Source organism: Ilumatobacter coccineus YM16-304 (assembly GCF_000348785.1).
Lineage (GTDB): Bacteria > Actinomycetota > Acidimicrobiia > Acidimicrobiales > Ilumatobacteraceae > Ilumatobacter_A > Ilumatobacter_A coccineus.
Genome location: NC_020520.1, coordinates 145,422 through 166,692, shown reverse-complemented (window position 1 = coordinate 166,692; position 21,271 = coordinate 145,422). Strand labels below are relative to the sequence as shown.

Sequence of the window (21,271 nt, the reverse complement as noted above, 5' to 3'; positions counted from 1 at the left end):
CGGCCGCACCCACCGACCAAGTTCTCGGCGTCGCTTTCGGCGTCGACACCGACCCGTCCGGGCCTCCCGGACGGGCACCAACCATGAACAACACCTCCAGGGGGAGACCAACACCATGAAGAAGACCGTCAAGAACACCGTGACCAGACGGGCTGCGCTCGCAGCCTTCACCACCCTCGCGCTCGTCGCGAGCGCCTGTGGATCCGACGATGCCGACGACGCAACGGAAGCAGCCGAGGAAGTCGTCGACGACGCGACCGAGGCAGCGGACGATGCAGCGGATGACGCCGCCGAGGCCGTCGACGAGGCGACCGAAGCGGTCGAGGAGACCGTGGATGACACGGCCGATGCCGAGCCGATCAAGATCGGCATCGTCGCTCCGAGCGCAAGCAACGACCTCGCCTTCACCCAGTCGATCATCGATTCGGTCGAGCGCGTCAGCGAGAACCGCGACATCGAGGTCGCCACCACCGATGGCACGTTCATCGTCGAAGACGCCGCGGCCGCGATTCGCGGCTACGCGGACGACGGCTTCGATCTCGTGATCGCTCACGGCTCGCAGTACGGCAGCTCGCTCGAGGAGATCGCACCCGACTTCCCCGAGACGTCGTTCGCGTGGGGCACCTCGGCCGACACGTTCGGTCTCGACAACGTCTACTCGTACACGGTGTCGGCCGACCAGGGTGGGTACGTCAACGGGATCATCGCTGCGCAGCTCACGACGTCGAACGTGATCGGCGTCGTCGGCCCGATCGAAGTCGGAGACGCCGCCCTGTACGTCGACGGATTCGTCGCCGGTGTCGCCGCCCAGAATCCCGACGTGACGGTCAACGTCAACTACATCGAGTCGTTCAGCGACGTGGCCCTCGCTTCCGAAGCGGCGAACGCACACGTCTCCAACGGCGCTGACGTGCTGACCGGCACCGCCCAGATGGTCGTCGGAGCAACAGGCGTCGCCACCGAGGCCGGTATTCCCTGGTTCGGCACCCAGTCGGATCAGACCGACCTGGCACCCGGTGAAGTCGTCGCCTCGCAGGTGTACCACTGGGAGATCGTGCTCGACGAGGTGCTCGACAAGATCGCCGGCGGCCAACTCGGCGGCGAATCCTTCGTCTTGACGTTCGAGAACGGCGGGCTCGAGATGGCGTTCAACGACGGCTTCGAACTCGACCCGGAGGTCAAGGCGTCGGCCGACGAGGCGATCGCCGCCCTGAGCAGCGGCGAGTTGTCGACCGGTCTCTGATCGGGTTCAGACCGAACAGAAAGCAGTAGTGGATGACACCTGACCCGGGAACACCGACCGATCGCACGGTTCCGATGTTGGAGATGCGCGGCATCACCAAACGGTTCCCCGGCGTCGTTGCCAACGACGCCGTCGATCTGTCGGTGCTTCCGGGTCAGGTCCACACCCTTCTCGGCGAGAACGGCGCCGGGAAGAGCACGCTGATGAAGATCCTCTACGGCCTGTACCAGCCGGACGAGGGGACCATCTCGATGAACGGCGAGGAGATCCGCATCTCGTCGCCGACCGATGCGATCGACCGAGGCATCGGGATGATCCACCAGCACTTCATGCTGGTGCCCACACTCACCGTTGCCGAGAACGTCGCGCTCGGCCTCGGTGGGCGTCGAGGACTCGCCGACATGCGACCCGTGAAGGCGAAACTGGCCGACGTGTCGGAGCGGTACGGCCTGCACGTCGATCCCGACGCGTACATCTGGCAACTCGCGGTGGGCGAACGCCAGCGGGCCGAGATCCTGAAGGCCCTCTACCGCGACGCACAGGTGCTGGTGCTCGACGAGCCCACCGCCGTGCTCACCCCACCCGAGGTCGACGACCTGTTCGCCACGCTGCGACAACTCACCGACGACGGACGCGGCCTCGTCTTCATCTCGCACAAGCTGCACGAGGTGATGGCGCTCTCCGATGAGATCACGGTGCTCCGCAACGGCAAGGTGTCGGGACACACCCGTCCGAGCGACGCCACCCGCGAGTCCCTCGCCGAGATGATGGTCGGACGCCCGGTCGAACTCACTCGCACGGTCAGCAGTCAGGAGCGAGGGCAGGCCAAGCTGGTCGTCGAACACCTCGACGTGATGGGCGACCGCGGGCAACTCGCGGTCGAAGACCTCTCGATCGAAGTTCACGAGGGTGAAGTCGTGGGCGTCGCAGGCGTGTCGGGGAACGGTCAGCGCGAGCTCGCCGAAGCCATCTTCGGTCTGCGGCCGATCGCGTCCGGGAGCGTGGAGATCGCCGGTACTCGAACGATCGCACCGGACCCTCGGCGAGTTCGTGAGATGGGACTCGCCTACGTCCCGGAAGAGCGCATGGTGCACGGAGCCATCGGCGACTTCACCGTGGCCGAGAACCTGATGCTGTGCGACTACCACCGACCTCCCTACACCCGGCGCGGCATGCTCGATCGGACGAAGATCAGCGAGCGCTGTCGGGAGTTGATCCGCAACTACCGGGTGAAGACGCCCGGCCAACACACGCCGACGCGCAACCTGTCGGGCGGCAACATCCAGAAAGTCGTCATCGCTCGCGAGTTCGGATCGGGGGCCGACGCGTTCGTGATCGCCCAGCCGACTCGCGGCGTCGACATCGGCGCTGCGGAGTACATCCACGAGCGACTGCTCGAACAGCGCAGCAACGGCGCCGCCATCCTGCTCATCTCCGAGGACCTCGATGAGGTGATGCAGCTCTCCGACCGCATCATCGTCCTGCTCGAGGGAAAGATCATGGGCGAAGTCGCCCGGGCGGACTTCGACATCAACACGCTCGGGTTGATGATGTCGGGCGTGACCGCCGCCTCGTAGCCGACCCGGCCGACGCGCGGTCGGGCGGGGCGACCGTCAGCCGACTCGGCGCTGCAGGGTGACGTCGTACGGCTCGGCGAAGTCCCACTCGCCTTCGCTGTTCTCCCCCGCGACCGGGAGGGTGAACACGGCGGTGCGCGGCACCGAGCGGATGCAGTCGACGTTCGGATGCTCCTCGTAGCCGACGACGAGTTCGCCGGGATGCGGCAGCGCCCAGACCGCCACCAGCGTGCAGGTCTCGATGACGACCGGGATCACGACGTGACCATCGGTCTCGAGCGCCGACACGGTTGCCTCGACCTCTCCGTCGGTGGGCTCGTCCAGGACCTCGCTGGCCGCGTACGCATCGACCGGCACCGCAGCCCGTGGGAAGTCACCGTCGGGGCTCGACGGGTCGAACACCGAGACGTCGTCGATCGTGGTGCGCCGACTCGGTGGTGCTGAGTCGCCCGCCTCGTCCTTCTCGTCCTTCTCGTCATCGGAGGAAGCGTCGGTGGTCGCCGCCGGTGCCGAGTCGGCGGCGGGCGTCGTGGTGTCAGCGGTCGCCACCGGGTCAGTGGTCGCCGCCGTGTCGCTCGGTACCGAGTCGCTCGAATCATCACTCGACCCGCAGGCCGCGAGCGAGAAGCTCGCGATGACGAGCAGGACAGCGATTCGTCGAGACGAGTTCATCCCTCGAGTGTCGCGTCTGTTGCGAGATTCCGCACCGCGCCTCCACGTGATGCGGCGGCGACGCTGCGGCGGTGTCAGCCGAAGCGAGGACGTCGAGCGAGCGCGACGAGGGCGGCGCCGCAGGCCAGGAGGAACGCTGCCGGTCGGAGGGCCCCCGACGATGAACCGGTCTGCGGGAGGGTGACCGTGGGGCTGCTGTGTCGCTCGACGCACGGCTCGATTGAAAACAATCTGAGACCGGCGGTAGTTCAGACGGATTGTTTGCCACAATGCAGAGATGCTCTCCCGACGACGTGTGCTCCCGGCCGCGATCCTCGCCGGAGCACTCGTGCTCGCCGCATGCGGTGAAGGTTCGAGCGGCTCCGACAGCGCGACATCCGGCCCCGCTGCGTCCGACGCACCGCCGGCGACCGCGGCCCCCGACGCCGAAACCGACGCCGACGTCGACGCTCAAGCCGACGCCCCGGACGAATCGGTTGCCACTGAACCACCGGCCGAACTCCCGGCAACGACCGTGATCGACGCGGTTGACGACGAAATCGAAACCGCAACCGACGCCGACGAACCGGCACCAGAACCGGAGCCTGCCGTTGCGCCCGCGGAGATCGGTGGACGAGCATTCGCCACCGACGTTCAGCCCGCCGCCGACTTCGACGGCAATCCCTTCCCCGATCTCGTCGTCGACGATGTCGGACGGGCCAGCGAGGCCAACATTCGCAACATCCTCCCGTCCGACCGACCGGTCCTGCTCTGGACCTGGGCGCCGCATTGACCCACCTGCCGTCGGGAGGCTCCCGACGTCGAGCAGTTCGCTCGAGATCATCTGCAAGAGGTCGAAGTGATCGGATTCGGCACCCAGGACAGCCTCGGTGAAGCCTTCGAGTTCGTCGCCGAACGTGGCACGGAGTCGTTCACGATGCTCTGGGACTCGTCGTTCGAGAGTTGGACGGCCTTCGAGATCACCGGGCAGCCCACGGTGATCATGTTCTCGCCCGACGGCGAGGAGATCGGTCGCTGGCGCGGTGCCATCCCCGAAGGCGAGGTCCTCGAACTCGCCGCACAGTTCGCCTGACTCGTCGGCCGCGCCTGGCACACTGACCACATGTTCAGGCACGTGGTGATGTTCAAGTGGAATGACGATGTCGACCAAGCGCACATCGACGAGTTCAGCGAGACGCTGACAGCCGTCGCAGCATCGGTGCCCGAGGTCGGCGACTTCCGCCACGGCCCCGACCTGCAGATCTCCGACGGCAACTACGACTACGTCATCGTCGGCGAGTACGCCTCGGTCGACGACTACGCGGTCTACCGCGATCACCCCGATCACAAAGCGCTGATCGAGAAGTACCTCGCCGGCAGCATCTCGGCGCGCGCCGCCGTGCAGTACGACGCCGGCTGACCCAACGCCCGACGTGACGCTGGTCGACGCCACGCCTGCGTGACGGCCCTCGTGGCGCCTCAGTGCGTGACCGTCGGGTTCGCGAGCAGGTGGTAGCCGTCGACGACGACGAGACGCGAACTCTCGGGCTTCGGAGCCGGACTCTCGGTCATCGTCGAGCGGACCTCTTCGATCCACGTGCTGTGCTGATACTCGTGGTTGATGATCGCTCGGAGCATGCCATCGGCGATCAACGCGAGTTGCCGAGGCGCGCCCACGTCCCCGTCGGCGATCCTCCGGACCGTGGCGACGGTGCTCTCGGCGATCTTGTCGCGGTAGTCGACGATCGCGTCGAGTGGCGGCAGGTCGCCCCGCGCCGGTTCGGGGGTCGCCGAGTCGAACACCGCATCGAACCGCTGGTCGAACGACACCTCGGCAGCCGTCAGATTGCGCACCATGTAGTGGTTGACCGCCGCCTGGTGCCCGAGATGCCAGGCGATCGAGCTGCTGTTCTCGTCGGGCCGCCACGCCACCTCGTCCACTCCCAGGTCGGCGATCAGCGCCAGGCTGTGGTCGCGGGCCAGCGCGTACTCGTCGAGCAACTCGTCGATCGACAGCATTTCCGGTGACTCTGGCTGCGACATCGGCTCAATGTAGTTGGGTCGGGCCGCCGTCAATCTGCGTGGTGTTCGGCGAGCGCCATGATCAGATCGCGTTGCGTACCGACTTCGGGGCCGGCACCGGGGCGATCGGACGACACCTGCCGGAGCGCATCGCGCATGTCGACGCCGAGCGTCATCAGCACGGCGACGGCCATGGTCCCGGCCCGACCGATTCCGGCCGAACAGTGCATGACGACGTTGTCGCCACGTCGCAGGATGTCGGCGATCTGCTCCAGCACCGGCAGCGCGTCGTCGAGCGCGGGTGCATGGAAGTCGGGCACCGGAAACCACAGCGCGTGCGGCGAGGTTCGCAGCCACGGTCCGTAGTCGGGGTAGCGAGCGATGTCGTTCGGACGGTTGAAGCTGACGATCGTGCAGTTGCCGCCGACACGCGAGCGGACCGCTTCGGGGTCGGGGCCGACGACGTGCTTGCCGCACAGCCACATCTCTCCGGTGCCGTCGGGGGTCGCGATCTGATCGAGCCCGCCGTCGAGCGAACGTCCTGTCGGCCAGCTCACCGCGACGCTGCCACGACGTTCGCCAGGCCGTCGCCCGCCACCCATCTGGCGAGGTTGTCGAGAAACAACTCGTCGGAGCGGCGGCCGGTCTTGTCGGTCGAGCCGGAGTTGTGCGGTGTGAGGATCAGGTTGGGTGCGTCCCACAGTGGATCGTCGGACGGCAACGGCTCGGGCGTCGTGACGTCGAGGCCGGCGCCGCCGAGTCGGCCGTCGACGAGCGCCGCCACGAGCGCGGGCTGATCGACCAACTCGCCGCGACCGACGTTGACGAACAACCCCTCGGGTCCGAGTTCGTCGATCACGTCGGCCGACACGATGCCCGCGGTCTCGTCGGTGAGCGGCAGCGCCACGACCATCGCATCGTGGTCGCGAGCGACGTCGACCAACTCGTCGAGTCGACGGACGGGGTACGGCTCGTCGCCGTGTGCTGCTCGACGGACGATCGTCGGCGACATGCCGAACGCTTCCGACAACCGCGCCACCTCCTGGCCGATCGGACCCCAGCCGACGACGGCGACGGATCGATCCTCGAGCTCGCGCCACTTGGCCCACGCCCACTCGTGGCGGTCTTGCGCTCGGATCAGTTCGGGGAGTCCTCGGGTGAGCCCGAGCAGGTACATCATCGCCGTCCGGGCGATCGGCGCCGCGCTGGTGCCCGACGAGTTGGTGAGCACCACGCCGCGCTCGAGGAACGAGGCGAACACGGGGCTGTCGACACCGGCCGACATCGTGTGCAGCCACTTCAGGTTCGGCGCTCGCGTCGCAGCGCCGAAGAAGTTCGCGGCGCGCTCCGGCCAGGCATCGTGCGAGAAGAACGCGATCGTGATTCGTTCGAGGTCGGTGGACGAGACCGGCTGGTCGCCGTCGAGGGGAACGAGATCGACCTCCGGAGCCATGTCGCGGAGTCGATCCCCGTGCTCGGCCACGAATCGATCGGTACAGAACAGTGCGTCAACCACACCGCGAGTCTGTCAGCCGACGCGCTGGTCCGGAGCGTTGGTTCGTCACGCAGGTCGTTGCGCGGCGAGACTGGCAGCATGAAGACTGCCGCCACCGAACTCCTCGACATCGAGTTTCCGATTCTCGCGTTCAGCCACTGCCGCGATGTCGTGGCCGCGGTCACGAAAGCCGGCGGCATGGGCGTGCTCGGCGCTGTCGCGCACTCCACCAAGCAGCTCGAGATCGACCTCGACTGGATCGAGAACGAGGTCGGCGACCGGCCCTATGGCGTCGACCTCATCGTCCCGGCCAAGTACGCGGGTGACGGCGACGGCGGCTACACGATGGACGACATCCGCAAGCTGATTCCCGACACGCACCGCGAGTTCGTCGACGACATCCTCGCCCGCTACGACGTGCCCGAGCTCAGCGATCCGAACGATGCGGGCGGCGGCATGTACGGCAGCAGCGGTGACGCTCCGTTCAGCGCGAAGAACGCGATGCCGCAGCTCGACATCGCGCTGGCGCACAAGACGGCGTTCGTCGCCAATGCACTCGGCCCGCCGCCGCAGTTCCTGATCGATCGCTGCAAGCAGGAAGGCAAGCTGATCGGTGCGCTGGCCGGGCGGCCGCAGCACGCCGAGCGGCACCAGGCTGCCGGCGTCGACCTCATCATCGCCCAGGGTTCCGAAGCGGGTGGCCACACCGGCGAGATCGGGTCGATGGTGCTGATCCCCGAGATCGTCGACGCGGTCGACATCCCGGTGTTGGGCGCCGGCGGTATCGGACGCGGCCGACAGATGGCCGCGGCGATGGCACTCGGCGCCGAGGGCGTGTGGTGCGGCTCGGTCTGGCTCACGACCGACGAGGCCGAGACCCACCCGGCGGTGAAGGAGAAGTTCCTGGCGGCCACGTCGGCCGACACGATCCGCTCACGGTCGCTGACCGGCAAGCACGCTCGCATGCTGAAGTCGAAGTGGACCGAGGAGTGGGAGCGTCCCGACACCCCCGATCCGCTCGGCATGCCGCTGCAGCCGATCCTCACCAGCGCCGCCCAGCAGCGGATCAACCGTGCGGCGAACACGCCGGGCTCGGGTGCGAACGAACTCGCCAACTACTTCGTCGGACAGATCGTCGGCACGATGAACCAGCCGAAGTCGGCCGGCCAGGTCGTGATGGAGATGGTCGAGGAGTTCATCGAGGCAACCGAAGCCCTCGCCGCCCAACTCACCAACTGACCTCGCGACCATTTCTGGCCTGGCCAAAAATCACCCCCACGCGACGATTTCTGGCCTGGGCAAAAAGCACCCTCACGCGACGATTTTCGGCCTGGCAGAAATCACCCTCACGCGAGGATTTTCGGCCTGGGCAAATATCACCCTCACGCGACGATTTTTGGCCTGGGCAGAAATCGTCCTCTGGGGTCTGGGACTCCCACTTCCGTGTGGGGGTCGACCGCTACGGTCGTGACGTGGAAACGACCGGCGACGAGCCACGCCTCGATCGGGAGCACGTCGACCGACACAGCGCGCTGGTGACGTCGCCGGCCGGTCGAGCGGTCGTGATCGTCGCGATGATCGTCGGGGCCGTGTGGCTCGTCGGTCCGAACATCCCTCGCGGCGAACTGCAATCCGACCTCGACGGGCTGTGGCGTCCGGCCACGAAGATGGGGCTGCTGCAGGACTGGGGAGTGTTCAGCCCGAACCCGCGGAGCGAGTCGCTCGACGTCCAGGCGCGCATCGTTCACGACGACGGAACCATCGAGGTGTGGGACGTCCCCGACTTCGACCCGGTCATCGGCGCCTACCGCCAGTACCGATGGCACAAGTGGCAAGAACGCGTGCGGCTCAACAACCGCGAGCAGTACTGGCGACCGACCGCGCTGTGGCTCGCCGATCAGTACGCGCGCGACGGCGTGCAACCCGTGAGCATCACCCTGGTGCGACGTTGGCTCGACCACGAACCCGTCGGTAGCCCGGCACCTCGCGACAGCGATTGGAACGAGTTCGAGTTCTACGTCTGGGAGCGCGACGCATGAGCCTCGACACACTCCGCTCGTCGGTGCGCGGCCACGTCCACCACCTGCTGTTCGCACCTCGATCGGCGTGGCCGATGGCGATCGCGCGCATCGTGATCGGCATCGGCATCCTCGGCTGGGCCGTGTCGATGATGTTCGAGGTCTCGACGTTCATGTCCGACGACGGGCTCGTCGGACCGGATTTCGCCAGCAGCGATTTCCGTTGGATCACGCTCGATTCGGCAGGAAGCGTCCAGATCACCTTGATCGTGCTGACGCTCGCATCGATCCCGATCATCATCGGATTCCGCCCGACCATCTTTCTCGTCGTGGCGTTCATCCTGCTCGTCGCCGTCCAGCGCCGCACCCCGATCATCCTCAACTCGGGCGACATCATCCTGCGCAACCTGACGTTGCTGCTCGCCTTCACACCGACGAGTGCTGCGCTGTCGTTCGACCGGTGGAGGCGACTCGGGCGTGACGGTCTGCGCACCGCACCCCTCGTCGCGCCGTGGGGTCTGCGCTTCGTCCAACTCCAGATGATGCTCGTCTACTTCTTCGCCTTCTGGGGCAAGACCGGTGATCAGTGGCGCGAGGGCACCGCCGTGTCGACCGCGTTCCGGCTGACCGACCTGCACCGATTCGGCCCGCCCGGGATCCTGACCGACAACCTTCTCGTGTCGGGCCTGCTCACGTGGGGGACCCTCGTGGTCGAACTCGCGCTCGCCGTGTTGCTCTGGTACAAACCCGCTCGCCCGGTGCTGATCGTCGCCGGACTCGTGCTGCACTTCACGATCGACACATTCGTGCTCGTCGGGTTCTTCGGGATCGCGATGGCGGCTGGGCTGATGACCTTCCTCGACGGCGATTCGGTCCAGCGCTTCGTCGACCGTCGCCGCGCGCGGGCTCGGCCAACGGCCGCCACGACGACCTGACCCGGCCCGAGCCCGACCCCCACCCGACGGCACGGCACGGCACGAGCGCAATCCCCGACATCGAAAGCTCCGGGCGCGCGAGGGTGGTGGCGATCGTCACGTCGACACCCGAAGAGGGGACCCGCAATGAAACGGATCATCGCAGCGCTCGCCATCCTTGCGACCGCTCTCGCCGGACTCGGCATCGCCCCCAACCCGGCCGGAGCCGAGCACGCCGATGCGCCTCCGGGGCCCGACCGCGCCGTCGCCAGCCGACTCTCGAGCGGTCACGGCAACACCTGCATCATTCTCGACAACGAGCAGGTCCGCTGCTTCGGCAGCCTCTACGGGACCGGGGTGCCAGGGTCGGGAAACATCGGTGACGACGAGACGCCCGACTCGGTCCGCACCGTCGACGTCGGGCCAGGACGGACGGTGAAGGAGGTCGACGGTGGCCAACTCTTCACGTGTGTGCTCCTCGACGATGGCGCTGTTCGATGCTGGGGCAGCGGTGACGCGGTCCTCGGGGTGCCGGATGCACCAGGTGGGCTCGGCCGATCGGTCGAACCGACCACGGTCGACCCCATCGAGTTGGGTGCCCCGGCGGTGGCGATCGCCTCAGGCAACTTCAGCTCGTGCGCGATCCTCGAAGGCGGCGACGTTCGCTGCTGGGGTGAAGGTGGCCAAGGTGCGCTGGGGTACGGCAACACCGACGACATCGGCGACGACGAGACACCGGCGAGCGTCGGACCCGTCGACATCGGCGCGGGCCAGACCGCCACCGCGATCACCGTCGGCCGCTTCCACGCGTGCGCCATCCTCGACACCGGAGAGGTGCGCTGCTGGGGGAACGACAACACCGGAACGAAGTACGGCGACGACGAACCAGCGTCGGATGCTCCCGTCAAAGACCTGGGCGGCAACAAGGCCGTCGCGATCTCCGCTGGCTGGGGTTCGACCTGCGCGATCGTCGAGTCCGGCGACGTCTGGTGCTGGGGCGGTGGCCTCGCCTCGCGTGCCTCGACCGGAACGAACACCTCGTTGACGAGCCCCGCGAAGATGGACCTCGGGGCGAAGACCGCGTCGTCGATCACCGTCGGGTTCGAGCACGCCTGCGTCGTCTTCACCGACGGCACCATGTCGTGCTGGGGTGAAGGGTCAGACGGTCGCCTCGGGTACGGCAACACCGACGACATCGGTCTGGGCACGGTCGCCACGCCGAACCCACCGCTGAGCGGAGGGGCCGTCGACGTGGGTGCCGGACGCACGGTGCTCACAGCGACGGGCGGACAGGCCAACACCTGTGCGCTCCTCGACAACCTCACCGTCCGCTGTTGGGGCAAGGGCGGCACGATCGGTACAGGAACCAACGCCAACGTCGGTGACGACGAACTGCCGAGCGATGTGCCGGTCATCAACTACACCGGCTCTGCGGCATACGTTCCGCTCTCGCCAGCGCGCCTCGCCGACACGCGACCCGGCCTCGACGCACCGGCCGGCAGCCCGAAGGGCACCGTCGAAGCCGGCGGCACCATCGACGTTCAGGTCACCGGCGAGGGCGGCATCCCCGACAACGACGTGTACGCCGTCGTCCTCAACGTCGCGATGGCCAGTCCGACCGGTTTCGGTTTCGTCACGGCCTACCCCGCCGGCAGCTCGCGTCCCACGGCCGCCAACCTCAACGTGCAGGACGGCAACGCCTCGAACTCGGTGATCGTGCCCGTCGGCGACGACGGCAAGGTCTCGCTGTACACGAGCGGTGGCGGCCACCTCGTGGTCGACACGTTCGGCTACTTCGTACAGACCGGTTCATCGACGTCCGGGCGTCAGATCGGTGTGACTCCGTCACGCATCTTCGACACGCGCCCCGGCACGCCGCAACCAGGCCCGAAGGGCAAGATCGGCGCCGGCGACACGATGGAGGTGCAGGTCACCGACACCAACGGCATCCCGGCCGACGGAGTGAGCGCCGTGATTCTCAACGTCACCGCGGTGCAGGCGAACGGACCCGGGTTCGTGACCGTCTTCCCCGGAGACGAACCGCAGCCGGGCACCGCCAACATCAACGTGTCGACGAGAACCCTCACGCGACCCAACACCGTGATCATGCCCGTCTCCGACGCCGGCACGATCAAGCTGTTCACCAGCTCCGGAGCCTTCCTCGTCGCCGATGTGTTCGGCTACTTCACCGACGACACGGCCGTCGACACCGACGACGGACTGTTCGTCCCGCTCTTCCCGACGCGACTGCTCGACAGTCGCGAAACGATCGGAGCGGTCCCCGCCGACGACACCATCGACTTCGCGGTGACCGGCGAGATCGGCATTCCCGACACCGCCAACGGTGCGGTGTTCAACCTCGCTGCGGCGAAGGGGGAACGTGGCTACGTGACCGGCTATCCGAGCGATCAGTCGCAGCCCGACACCGCGAGCCTCAACGTCCCCGATCCGACGACCAACATCTCCAACCTCGCGATCCTTCCGCTCACGCAGCCGTCGGGGCGGATGACCCTCTACACCGAATCGGGTGCACAACTCATCGCCGACACGTCCGGCTACTTCATCTAGAGACGTCTTCTTCATCCAGACCCGTCTTCACCTGGAGACGTCTGCGACGCGAGGCTGTCGACGGGAGGCGAACCGTTCAGCGCGCGGCCAGCGTGAAGCCGATCTCGGCGCCGCCGTCGGGGGCGTCGTCGACGAACACGGTGCCACCGTGGAGTTCGACGATCTGCGAGACGATCGCCAGGCCCAGACCCGAGCCGGGCATCGACCGTGTCAGTTCGGATCGGTAGAAGCGGTCGAAGATCCGTGCTCGGTCCGCGGCCGGGACACCTGGGCCGCTGTCACGGACGGCGAGTCGGCCGGCGGCCACGACGATCTCGATGGGTGAACCCTCGGGGCTGAACTTGTGCGCGTTGCTGAGCAGGTTGGTGATCGCCCGCTCGAGCATGGCGGCGTCGCCGTCGACCGGGCTGCTCGTCGTCGAGAGCACGATCTCGCGACTCGTTCGCCGTTCCCATCGCTCGGCGACACGCTCGGCCAGATCCGCCAGGTCGATCGCTTCGACGTGCATGTCGGTGCTGCGCTGGTCGGTGGCGAGTTCGATCAACTCGGTGAAGAGGTCGCTCAGTTCGACCAGCTCCGATTCGACAGCGGCGACGATCTCACGGCGATCGTCGGGAGCGAGCCGTTCGAATCGGTCGAGGAGCGCGACGTTGGCGCGCAGGCTCGTCAGCGGCGTACGCAGTTCGTGGCCGGCGTCGTGGACCAGTCGGAGCTGTTGCTCGCGGCTCTCCTCGAGCGCGGCGAGCATCGAGCGGAACGACGTGGCCAACTGTCCGATCTCGTCTCGGCTCGACACGTCGACGGCGGTGGTGAAGTCGCCGGTCTCGGCGACGTCGCTCGCCACACCGGCGAGTCGGCGCAGCGACGAGGTGGTCTGGCGGGCAATCAGCCACCCCGCGACCGCTCCGGCCACTGCGACCGCAGCGGCGATCAGACCGATCCGGAGGGTGAGCGCCGACAGGACGTCGTCGTCTTCTCCCGTCGCTCTGGCGACCTGTACCGCTCCCCCGTCGGGCAGTGCCATCGAGACCATCCGATACGAGGTGCCGTCGATCGAGATGTCGTCGAAGCGGACGTTCTCGGTCGAGACGCGGCCGGGTTCGAGTGCGGCCATCGCGTCGGTGTTGTCGGTGACCGGCAGTGCCATCGACGCGGGCAGGACGTCGCCGTCGGCCGTGATCGTCTGCGCGAGCGCGTCCTCCTCGAACGGCTGTTGCAACACGACCACGTTCTCGTCGCCGTTGCGACCGCCGGATGGACGGTTGCCGGGCGAACGGCGCGATCCACCGGCGATCTCTTCGGCGCGGGTGGTGAGGAACGCATCGGTGGTCTCGACGAGTTCACCTGCGGTCGCGCGAAACGCGAACACGCCGACGAGGGCGCTCGCCAGCAGTCCCATCGCTCCGAAGAGCAGCGCGAGCTTGGCGCGCAGGCTCATCGAACGGGGCGAATCACGTAGCCGACGCCACGCACGGTGTGTACGAGCCGGCTCTCGCCGCCTTCCTCCAGCTTGCGGCGCAGGTAGCCCACGTGCACGTCGAGCGACTTCGACGACGACTCGAAGTCGTAGCCCCAGATGTCTTCGTAGAGGTGGCTGCGCGACATGACGATGTCGACGTTGCGCATGAGGAGTTCGAGGATGTCGAACTCGGTCTTGGTGAGGTCGACGACGCGATCGCCACGGGTGACGGTGCGCTTGGCGGAGTCGAGGAGGAGGTCGTCGACCGTCATGGCCGAGGCCACGATGCTGGACTCGCCGCGACGGAGCAGTGCTCGCACGCGTGCGAGGAGTTCGTCGAGGTCGAACGGTTTGGGCAGGTAGTCGTCGGCGCCGGCGTCGAGCCCTTCGACGCGGTCGGCGGTCGTCTGCCGGGCGGTCAGCATCAGCACGGGGGTTCGGTCACCTTTGTCGCGGAGGCGACGCACCACGCTCATGCCGTCGACGAACGGCATCATCACGTCGAGGATCGCGGCGTCGGGTTGCTGCTCCGACACGGCCTCGAGCGCTGCCGCCCCGTCGTTGACGCAGATCGTGCGATAGCCCTCGAAGCGCAGGATGCGGTCGAGTGCTTCACGGATCTGTTTGTCGTCCTCCGCGACGAGGATGGTGGAGGAGTTGTCGGTGGCGTTCATGGTGACTGACCCAATCTAAGTGATTCGTGCGGCGGGTGGTCCGTGCGGTGTGAGCGGTGCGGGGTGCGGTGCCGGCCGTGCGGGGCGGCGCTGGATGACGTGGCGGTGGTGCCCGGCCCGAGTCGTGCACGGATCGACTCGGACCGGGCGACGAGCCGTCGTCGTGTCGAGCGTGGTGCTCGACCGACGACGACGCGAACGGGCGGCCGATGCATGACGGCCTGGCCGATGCTCGACGGCGTGGCCGGCCGCCGCCGATCGGGGGAGGTACCGATCGGCGGCGGAGTTCTGCCGGCGCCGTGAGCGATCAGCCCTCGGCGTCGTCGGTGGCGGCGTCGGTCGTGGCGACGTCGGCGGGGGCGTCGCCGCCACGGTTGCCGGGGCCACGTCGGCCCGGGCGTCCTTCGCCGTCGCCGCGCTCCGGGCGGCCTTCGTCGACGCGGGTGGTGACTCGGTCTTCGAGTTCGGCGGTGCGTTCGTCGGCCTGTTCCTGGGTGATCCGGCCGTCTTCGACGGCTTGGGCGATGCGCTCCTGCTTGGCGTCGACGATCACGGCGACGACCTCGGAGCTGTCGACACCGTTCGCTTCGGCGACGTCGCCGAGGGTGGCGCCATCACGAACCTGGGTGCGCAGGTCGTCGACGTCGATGCCGATCACCTCGGCGACGGCGTCGAGGGCTGCACCCATGCCACGGCGTCGTCCGGGACGCTCGGTGTCGGTGTCGGTCCCGTCGTCGGCGTCGGTGTCGACCTCGGTGTCGGTCGTCTCGTCGACAGGTGGGTCGTCGGTCGGTTCGGAGGTGACGGTCTCGTCGTCGGTCTGAGCGTTGGCGACGCCTCCGACCTGGGTGACGCCGAGGATGCTGCCACCGACGAGGGCGGCGGAGACGAGGGTGGTGCGGATGCGCTTGTTCATGGTGTTGCTCCTGGTGAGTGCTTGGGAGGTGGTGCTCGGGGTCGAGCACCTCGTTGGTTGATGGATGCCATGCAACGCCTCCGAGGTCAGAGCAACCCGTGCGAAACCACAAGATTGGTTAAGTACCGAAACGCGTCGTTGGCCGGTCGAGCCCGGAGACTTCGCGAGGCGCTGACCTGGGATGTTCGGCCAGCGCTTCCCTTTTCCCGTCGCCGCCACCCACTGGTCGGACTGTGGAACCGGACGACCAAGAACTGTCACTCGACGATGTGCCTCTCGACACAACACACCAATCGCCTCTACTGTGCCAACAGTTGGGGGTCGGAGACATGGCGGCGACATCGTTGTACACAGTCGACGAAGGCGGCGGTCACCACTCGCCCGCGCGCCGACAGCGTCGATCGAATCCGACCGCTCAGTCAGCTTGGCGTTCGAGCAGCCGCCCCGCGCAATGGGTCGTCGTGCTCACCCTCGTTGGCCTCGCGACCACTGCGATCTTGCACGACGACGTGGGCCTCGTATCGATCGTGGGTGTCGGCGCCCTCCTCCCCGCGGGGCTGGTCGACCTCGCCGAACGCCGACTCCCCAACCGTATGGTCGCTGCGGCCGGCGCTCTGACGTGTCTCGCGATCGCCGTGTCGGCCGTCGTGCTGCCGTCGTCCTTGCCCGACCGTTGGCTGAGCGATCTCGCGATCGGAGCGGGGCTCATGACGGCTCCGCTGCTCGTGCTCCACCTCGCAGCGCCGACCGCGATGGGCTTCGGCGACGTCAAGGCTGCCGTCGTGCTCGGCGCCTGCGCCGGAATCGTCGAACCGCAGCTCGCGCTCGTGGCGCTCTTCGTTGCCTCCGCCGGCACCGCCGCGATCGGACTGGCACGACGTCGACGCCACCTGCCGTTCGGGCCAGGGCTCATCATCGGAACCGCTGTCGCGCTGCTCCTGAGCCCCCTGGTGCTCACGCCGCAAGAGTCGGGAGAGCCGGCAGCATCGACCGCTGAGCAGATCGAGATCGGGCGATGACCGAAGAGATCGAACGTCGCCGCTTCCGCCCGAGCGCTCGTCGTCGCAATCGAATCGCGGCCGGCGTCGCACTCGGAGCGGTCGCGATCGGCGGCAACGTTCTCGTCTACTCGTCGCTCGACGATTCGACCGCGGTCGTGCAGGCCGTTCGAGACATTCCCGCCGGCACCCAGATCACGGCCGACATGTTGCGGACCGTCGACGCCGATGTCGACAGCACTGTCGAAGTCATCCCCGGCGGGCAACTCGATCTGATTCCGGGACGCTACGCCAAGGTCCGTGTGGTGTCGGGGTCGCTGTTGAGCAACCTCGTACTGCAATCCGAGCCGCTCGTCACGGCCGGTCGCTCCGTGGTCGCGGTCCGGGTGCCCGACGGTTCGCTGCCGACCGGGTTGCGCGAGCGATCACGTGTCCAACTGGTGATTCCACCGCCCACGTCGTCGGCCGAAGCGCCGCGAGTCGTGACCGGTCACACCGTGGGATTGCCGGTCGCGTCGAACTCGGCGCTGTCGACGACCACCCTGTCGGTCGAAGTCGACGCCGCCGACGCTCCGACGGTCGCTGCCGCCGACGACGTCCGAGTCGTCTTGCTCGATCCAACCGACGGTGCCGATCCGGTCGTGGTCCCAGACGACGACGCCGCCGACGACATTGCGGCCGCCGCGGGAGAGGACGGCTGAGGTGGCGATCATCGCGGTGACCGGCGACTGCGTGACCACCACGATCGTCGCGTTGGCCGCCGGGTGGCCGACACCGACCGAGTCAGCGCACGATCTCGAGGCGCTCCTCGTCGAAGCCGATCCGCGCGGTGGGTCGCTGAGCGCGTGGTTCGACACGCCGGCCACACCCTCGCTGTCGACCGTGGTGACCGCGTTGCACCAGGCCGGAGGCTCGGCCGACGACGCCCATCGGTCCAGTGGGCAGCGATGGGCGACGATCGACCCGCTCGTTCAGCGCTCGTCGGCGGGGCCGCGGTTCATCCCCGCCCCGACGCGATCTCGCGAAGCTCGCACCGCCGTGCACGAAGCTGCGCACTCGCTCTTCCCGGTGCTCGCCGAACACGATCGATCAGTCGCGCTGGTCGACACCGGCGCCCTCGACATCGCACGCCCCTCGCACGCGTTTCGGTTTGCCGACGTGGTGGTCCTGTGCCACCGACAGGAAGCTGCGTCGGCGGCTGCGTCGGCCGCCCGGATCGATCGACTTGTCGAACAAGCCGACGCGCTCACCAGCGCCGGCCATCGCGTGGCGATCGCGCTCGTCGGCGACGAGCCGTTCGCGCTCGACGAAGTCATCGCGTTCGCCGCACCGGAGTCGACCGGTTGGTTGCTCCCGGTCGACCCGCTCGCCGCGGCCGTCCTCGCTGGTCGCCGCGGCGTGTCGGCGAGGCGACTCGCCCGACTCCCGCTCATGCGAGGCGCTGCCGACGTGGCCGACGACCTCGCCCGGCTCGTCACCGACCGCCGTCGCACCCGTAACCAGACCTCCACGGGTCAGCCCGCCCCCGATCCGCAGGTGACTCGATGAGCATCGACACGGGCGCGGCCAGGCGAGGGCGGGCGCCGCACGTTCTCGACCCGGTCGTCGCGGTCGTCACCGATCGAGTCGCGGTGCGCCTCATCGACGCGATCGAACGCGACGAGGAGAGCGCCGCGCCCTCGCACCTCGCCACCGATGAACGTCGACAGCAGCTGATGGTCGGCGCGTGGATCAGCGACGAGGTCGCGGCGATCAACGAAGACCGTCTCCGCACCGGTATCGGTCCACTCGGGATCGACGACGAGCACGACGTGCGATCGCGGGTCGTCGCCGAACTCACCGGAGCGGGGCCGCTCGAGCCGTATCTCTCCGACGTCGGCGTCGAGGAGATCGACGTCAACAGCGCCTCGTCCACCTGGGTCACCTACGCCGACGGACGCAAGGTCGACGTCGGCGCCCTCTGGGCATCGACCGCCGACCTCACCGCGTTCCAGAAACGGCTTGCCCTGCGCATGCGTGGCACCGGCGAGGGTCGACTCGACACATCCTCACCGATGCTCACCATGCAGTCGAACGACGGTTCTCGCATCGTGATGGTGCTCGGCGGATCGACCGAGCACGGCATCTCGACGCACCCGCGCATCGCCATCCGGCGCTTCGTCGTCCGCCAGGTCGGCCTCGACGGACTCGCCGATCTCGGCCTCTTCCCGAGCAGCCTCGTGTCGCAATTGCGCGCGCTCGTGCGATGCGGCTTCACCATGCTCGTGTCGGGGCCGCCCGGAGCGGGCAAGACCACGCTCCTCACCGAACTGCTCGGCGAGGTCTCACCGCTCGAGCGCATCATCACCGTCGAGAAGAACCTGCTCGAGCTGCGACTCGAAGACGATCCCCGGCACCCGGATGCGCCGGCGTTGTTCACGCGCCACTCGAACGCGGAGGGAGAAGGCGAGATCACCACCCGCGAACTGGTCGAGCTCACGCGACGTCTCAACCCCGACCGCGTCGTCGTCGGCGAACTCGTCGAGGACGAAGCGCTCGACATGCTCGACGTCGCATCGATGTGCAAGCGCGGTTCGCTCGCCACGATCCACGCGCACACCGCCGACATCGTGTTGCAACGCCTCGCGTACTACGTGTCGAAGTCGAACACGGACCTGCCCGAGTTCGCTGTGTGGAGCCTCATCGCCCAGACCGTCGACTTCGTCGTTCACATCGATCTGGTGCGCAACGCGGCCGCCGATCAACCGCCCGTCCGCACGGTCACATCGATCATCGAGGTCGGTGGGCTCGGCGAGGCCGGCGGCGTGTCGAGCACCGAGGTGTGGGGTCTCGACGACGTCGGTCAACTCACCCAGCTCGCGCCGTTGTCGACTCGACACCTACGACGACTCCGTCAGTCGGGCTACGCGACCGAGGAGTTCAGCGTCAACGGAGCAACGGCATGAGCCTCGACATCATCGTGCTCATCGGGTCGACTGCACTGCTCCTCGCCGCTGTCGTGATCGCTGTCGCCCCCGAGTCCCCTGCCGGGACCGCTCCGCGTCCTCCGATCGAGCCGGGGCTTCCGACCCGACTCGGCGCATCGCTGGCCGTGACGCTCGCTGTGGTGGCCATGTCGGGATGGTTGGTGCCCGCGCTCGTGATCGGCACCGCGTCCTACGTCTCCGTCCGCAGCTGGCAGCAGCGCGAGCGAACGGGTGGCGACGACGTGGCGAGAACCGACGCATTGGCGTCGTGGATCGAGAACCTCCGCGATGTCCTCCTCGCGGGCGACCAGCCGATCGGAGCGATTGCGGCAACCGTTCCCAGCGCACCCGCGGTCATCCGCCCCGCCGTCCGCCGACTCTCGGCAGCACTCGGCCACCAGGACCCCGACACGGCGTTCCGGCGGTTTGCCGACGAACTCGACGACCCGCTCGGTGATCTCGTCGCCGCCGGACTCCTCATCGCGGTGCAACGCGGTGCTCGCACCGTGGCCGTGCTCACCTCGCTCGCCGAGCAGGCCCGAACGCAGGCCGACCGACGGCGGATCGTCGACGCCGAGCGAGCGCCGATCCAGCGCGAGGTGTTGCTGCTGACACTCATCATGGGTGCACTGGTCGTCGGGCTGCTCGTGTTCGGCCGAGCCGAGTACCTGGCTCCATACAGCTCACCCGGCGGACAACTCTTCCTGGCGATCGTGCTCGCGATCTACGCCGGGTTGTTGCTCCGGGTGCAACGCCTCGCCCGGTTCCCCCGACCGAGCCGGTTCCTCACGGGCGCTGGTGGGCGAACCGCTCGACCGGTGGGAGTTCCGCGATGAGGACAACCGGATTCGTGCTCGTGTTCAGCCTCCTCGCCGTCACCTCGTGCTGGATGATCGTGAGCGGCTGGCGTCAGCCACGACCGTCCCTCGCCGACGCAGTCGAACGTCTCCGCCGCCGACCTCCGACCACCGGTCACCGCGTCGGCGACGAGCCGCGCGGCGTCGACCGGATCGGGGCCTACGTCGCCGATACCCCGTTCGTGCAGCGGCGGCTGGCATCTCTCACCACGCTGAGGCTCGTCGGGCGGACGGTGCACACACACGTCGGCTATCTCGTCGTGGCCGCCCTGCTCGGGCTCGTCGCACCATCGTTCGCGGTGGCGCTGCTCGTCATCACGGCCGATGCTTCGCTCGGCTTGGTCGTTCCCGCCGGATTGTCGTTGCTCGGCGCCGTGCTCGCACCGCTGGCGGTGCACAGTGCCGCCGTGTCGCAGGCCGACGCGGTTCGTGTCGACCTGCGTCATCAGCTCTCGGCGTATCTCGACATGGTGACGATGCTTCTCGCCGGCAACAGCGGGCACGAAGGCGCGCTCGAACAGGCTGCGGCAGCCGGCGACGGGTTGCTGTTCCGCGAGCTGCGACGACGCATGCGCGAAGTCGCCACCACCGGCAACAGCCTCGTCGGTGCGCTCGCGCTCGTCGCCGACGATTTCGAGCTCGTCGAACTCGAACAGGTCGCGTCGGCAACGGCACTCTCGGCTGCCGAGGGAGCGCCGGTCGCGCGGACCCTCGCGGCGAAGTGCTCGACACTGCGATCGACCCTGTCGGCGGACCAGGAAGCAAAGGCCCGCGTCCGTAACGACAAGGTCACCCCTCCACTCGTCGGCATGGCCCTGCTGTTCATGGCCCTGATCATCTACCCCGCTCTCACCATCGGCTGACTCAGCGTCACCCCGCACACCATCCCCTCTGCACTCATCACCACGAAAGG

22 protein-coding genes are annotated in these 21,271 nt (G+C 67.8%); 15 read left to right on the top strand and 7 right to left on the bottom strand.

Annotation, left to right across the window (positions count from 1 at the left end; genetic code table 11):
- Positions 1 to 115 precede the first annotated feature (115 nt).
- Both YM304_RS00770 and YM304_RS00765 read left to right on the top strand, forming a co-directional pair.
- Positions 116 to 1,243: a BMP family protein gene (locus tag YM304_RS00770; protein WP_015439715.1), complete on the top strand. Its 1,128-nt coding sequence runs from the start codon at positions 116 to 118 to the stop codon at positions 1,241 to 1,243.
- Between the two features lie 32 nt (positions 1,244 to 1,275).
- A complete protein-coding gene (locus tag YM304_RS00765; RefSeq protein ID WP_015439714.1) occupies positions 1,276 to 2,820 on the top strand; it encodes an ABC transporter ATP-binding protein in 1,545 nt (514 codons plus the stop codon).
- Between the two features lie 36 nt (positions 2,821 to 2,856).
- Here the strand turns inward: YM304_RS00765 and YM304_RS00760 are convergent, their stop codons facing one another.
- Complete coding sequence (locus YM304_RS00760; RefSeq protein ID WP_015439713.1) at positions 2,857 to 3,492, bottom strand: hypothetical protein; 636 nt, start codon at positions 3,490 to 3,492, stop codon at positions 2,857 to 2,859.
- A gap of 277 nt (positions 3,493 to 3,769) precedes the next feature.
- On the opposite strand from YM304_RS00760, the gene YM304_RS00755 reads away from it, so the two are divergent.
- From YM304_RS00755 to YM304_RS00745, 3 genes are all read left to right on the top strand, one after another.
- Positions 3,770 to 4,264, top strand: a complete 495-nt coding sequence (locus YM304_RS00755; RefSeq protein WP_015439712.1) for a hypothetical protein — start codon at positions 3,770 to 3,772, stop codon at positions 4,262 to 4,264.
- Positions 4,265 to 4,330: 66 nt separating this feature from the next.
- Positions 4,331 to 4,564 carry a TlpA family protein disulfide reductase gene (locus YM304_RS00750; protein WP_015439711.1) on the top strand — a complete coding sequence of 78 codons (234 nt, stop codon included), beginning with the start codon at positions 4,331 to 4,333 and terminating at the stop codon, positions 4,562 to 4,564.
- Between the two features lie 30 nt (positions 4,565 to 4,594).
- A complete protein-coding gene (locus tag YM304_RS00745; protein WP_015439710.1) occupies positions 4,595 to 4,891 on the top strand; it encodes a Dabb family protein in 297 nt (98 codons plus the stop codon).
- A gap of 59 nt (positions 4,892 to 4,950) precedes the next feature.
- On the opposite strand, the gene YM304_RS00740 is transcribed toward YM304_RS00745, so the two are convergent.
- Genes YM304_RS00740 through YM304_RS00730 form a run of 3 tightly spaced genes read right to left on the bottom strand, consistent with a single transcriptional unit; the run spans position 4,951 to position 7,009 of the window.
- Positions 4,951 to 5,514: a DinB family protein gene (locus YM304_RS00740; protein ID WP_015439709.1), complete on the bottom strand. Its 564-nt coding sequence runs from the start codon at positions 5,512 to 5,514 to the stop codon at positions 4,951 to 4,953.
- Between the two features lie 29 nt (positions 5,515 to 5,543).
- Positions 5,544 to 6,050 (bottom strand): protein-tyrosine phosphatase family protein, encoded by a 507-nt coding sequence (locus YM304_RS21635; protein WP_162142008.1) that lies wholly within the window; start codon positions 6,048 to 6,050, stop codon positions 5,544 to 5,546.
- Positions 6,047 to 7,009 (bottom strand): D-2-hydroxyacid dehydrogenase, encoded by a 963-nt coding sequence (locus tag YM304_RS00730; protein WP_015439707.1) that lies wholly within the window; start codon positions 7,007 to 7,009, stop codon positions 6,047 to 6,049. Before YM304_RS00730 ends, YM304_RS21635 begins: the two co-directional genes overlap by 4 nt.
- 78 nt (positions 7,010 to 7,087) lie before the next feature.
- On the opposite strand from YM304_RS00730, the gene YM304_RS00725 reads away from it, so the two are divergent.
- The 4 genes from YM304_RS00725 to YM304_RS00710 all read left to right on the top strand — a co-directional run bounded on the left by YM304_RS00725 (position 7,088) and on the right by YM304_RS00710 (position 12,488).
- Positions 7,088 to 8,227 (top strand): NAD(P)H-dependent flavin oxidoreductase, encoded by a 1,140-nt coding sequence (locus YM304_RS00725; protein WP_015439706.1) that lies wholly within the window; start codon positions 7,088 to 7,090, stop codon positions 8,225 to 8,227.
- Positions 8,228 to 8,460: 233 nt separating this feature from the next.
- Positions 8,461 to 9,027, top strand: coding sequence for a hypothetical protein (locus YM304_RS00720; protein ID WP_154723243.1), 567 nt, complete (start codon positions 8,461 to 8,463; stop codon positions 9,025 to 9,027).
- Entirely contained in the window at positions 9,024 to 9,941 is a 918-nt protein-coding gene (locus YM304_RS00715) for an HTTM domain-containing protein (protein WP_015439704.1), read from the top strand. Before YM304_RS00720 ends, YM304_RS00715 begins: the two co-directional genes overlap by 4 nt.
- A gap of 126 nt (positions 9,942 to 10,067) precedes the next feature.
- The gene (locus YM304_RS00710; RefSeq protein WP_015439703.1) at positions 10,068 to 12,488 is read left to right on the top strand and encodes an RCC1 domain-containing protein; all 2,421 of its coding nucleotides are present in this window, start codon (positions 10,068 to 10,070) and stop codon (positions 12,486 to 12,488) included.
- 76 nt (positions 12,489 to 12,564) lie between these two features.
- On the opposite strand, the gene YM304_RS00705 is transcribed toward YM304_RS00710, so the two are convergent.
- The 3 genes from YM304_RS00705 to YM304_RS00690 all read right to left on the bottom strand — a co-directional run bounded on the left by YM304_RS00705 (position 12,565) and on the right by YM304_RS00690 (position 15,537).
- Positions 12,565 to 13,926, bottom strand: a complete 1,362-nt coding sequence (locus tag YM304_RS00705; RefSeq protein ID WP_015439702.1) for a sensor histidine kinase — start codon at positions 13,924 to 13,926, stop codon at positions 12,565 to 12,567.
- Positions 13,923 to 14,621, bottom strand: coding sequence for a response regulator transcription factor (locus YM304_RS00700; RefSeq protein WP_015439701.1), 699 nt, complete (start codon positions 14,619 to 14,621; stop codon positions 13,923 to 13,925). The genes YM304_RS00705 and YM304_RS00700 overlap by 4 nt, the downstream gene beginning before the upstream one ends.
- A gap of 307 nt (positions 14,622 to 14,928) precedes the next feature.
- On the bottom strand, positions 14,929 to 15,537 hold the full coding sequence (locus tag YM304_RS00690; RefSeq protein WP_015439700.1) for a hypothetical protein: 609 nt from the start codon (positions 15,535 to 15,537) through the stop codon (positions 14,929 to 14,931).
- A 461-nt stretch (positions 15,538 to 15,998) separates the two neighbouring features.
- Between YM304_RS00690 and YM304_RS00685 the strand changes: the two genes are divergently transcribed.
- Genes YM304_RS00685 through YM304_RS00660 form a run of 6 tightly spaced genes read left to right on the top strand, consistent with a single transcriptional unit; the run spans position 15,999 to position 21,221 of the window.
- On the top strand, positions 15,999 to 16,556 hold the full coding sequence (locus tag YM304_RS00685) for a prepilin peptidase (RefSeq protein WP_162142007.1): 558 nt from the start codon (positions 15,999 to 16,001) through the stop codon (positions 16,554 to 16,556).
- Positions 16,553 to 17,236, top strand: coding sequence for an SAF domain-containing protein (locus tag YM304_RS00680; protein ID WP_015439698.1), 684 nt, complete (start codon positions 16,553 to 16,555; stop codon positions 17,234 to 17,236). The genes YM304_RS00685 and YM304_RS00680 overlap by 4 nt, the downstream gene beginning before the upstream one ends.
- Position 17,237: 1 nt before the next feature.
- Positions 17,238 to 18,083: a hypothetical protein gene (locus YM304_RS00675; RefSeq protein WP_015439697.1), complete on the top strand. Its 846-nt coding sequence runs from the start codon at positions 17,238 to 17,240 to the stop codon at positions 18,081 to 18,083.
- Entirely contained in the window at positions 18,080 to 19,480 is a 1,401-nt protein-coding gene (locus YM304_RS00670; protein WP_015439696.1) for a CpaF family protein, read from the top strand. Before YM304_RS00675 ends, YM304_RS00670 begins: the two co-directional genes overlap by 4 nt.
- A complete protein-coding gene (locus YM304_RS00665) occupies positions 19,477 to 20,337 on the top strand; it encodes a type II secretion system F family protein (protein WP_015439695.1) in 861 nt (286 codons plus the stop codon). Before YM304_RS00670 ends, YM304_RS00665 begins: the two co-directional genes overlap by 4 nt.
- Positions 20,334 to 21,221: a type II secretion system F family protein gene (locus tag YM304_RS00660; protein WP_015439694.1), complete on the top strand. Its 888-nt coding sequence runs from the start codon at positions 20,334 to 20,336 to the stop codon at positions 21,219 to 21,221. The genes YM304_RS00665 and YM304_RS00660 overlap by 4 nt, the downstream gene beginning before the upstream one ends.
- Positions 21,222 to 21,271: the final 50 nt, after the last annotated feature.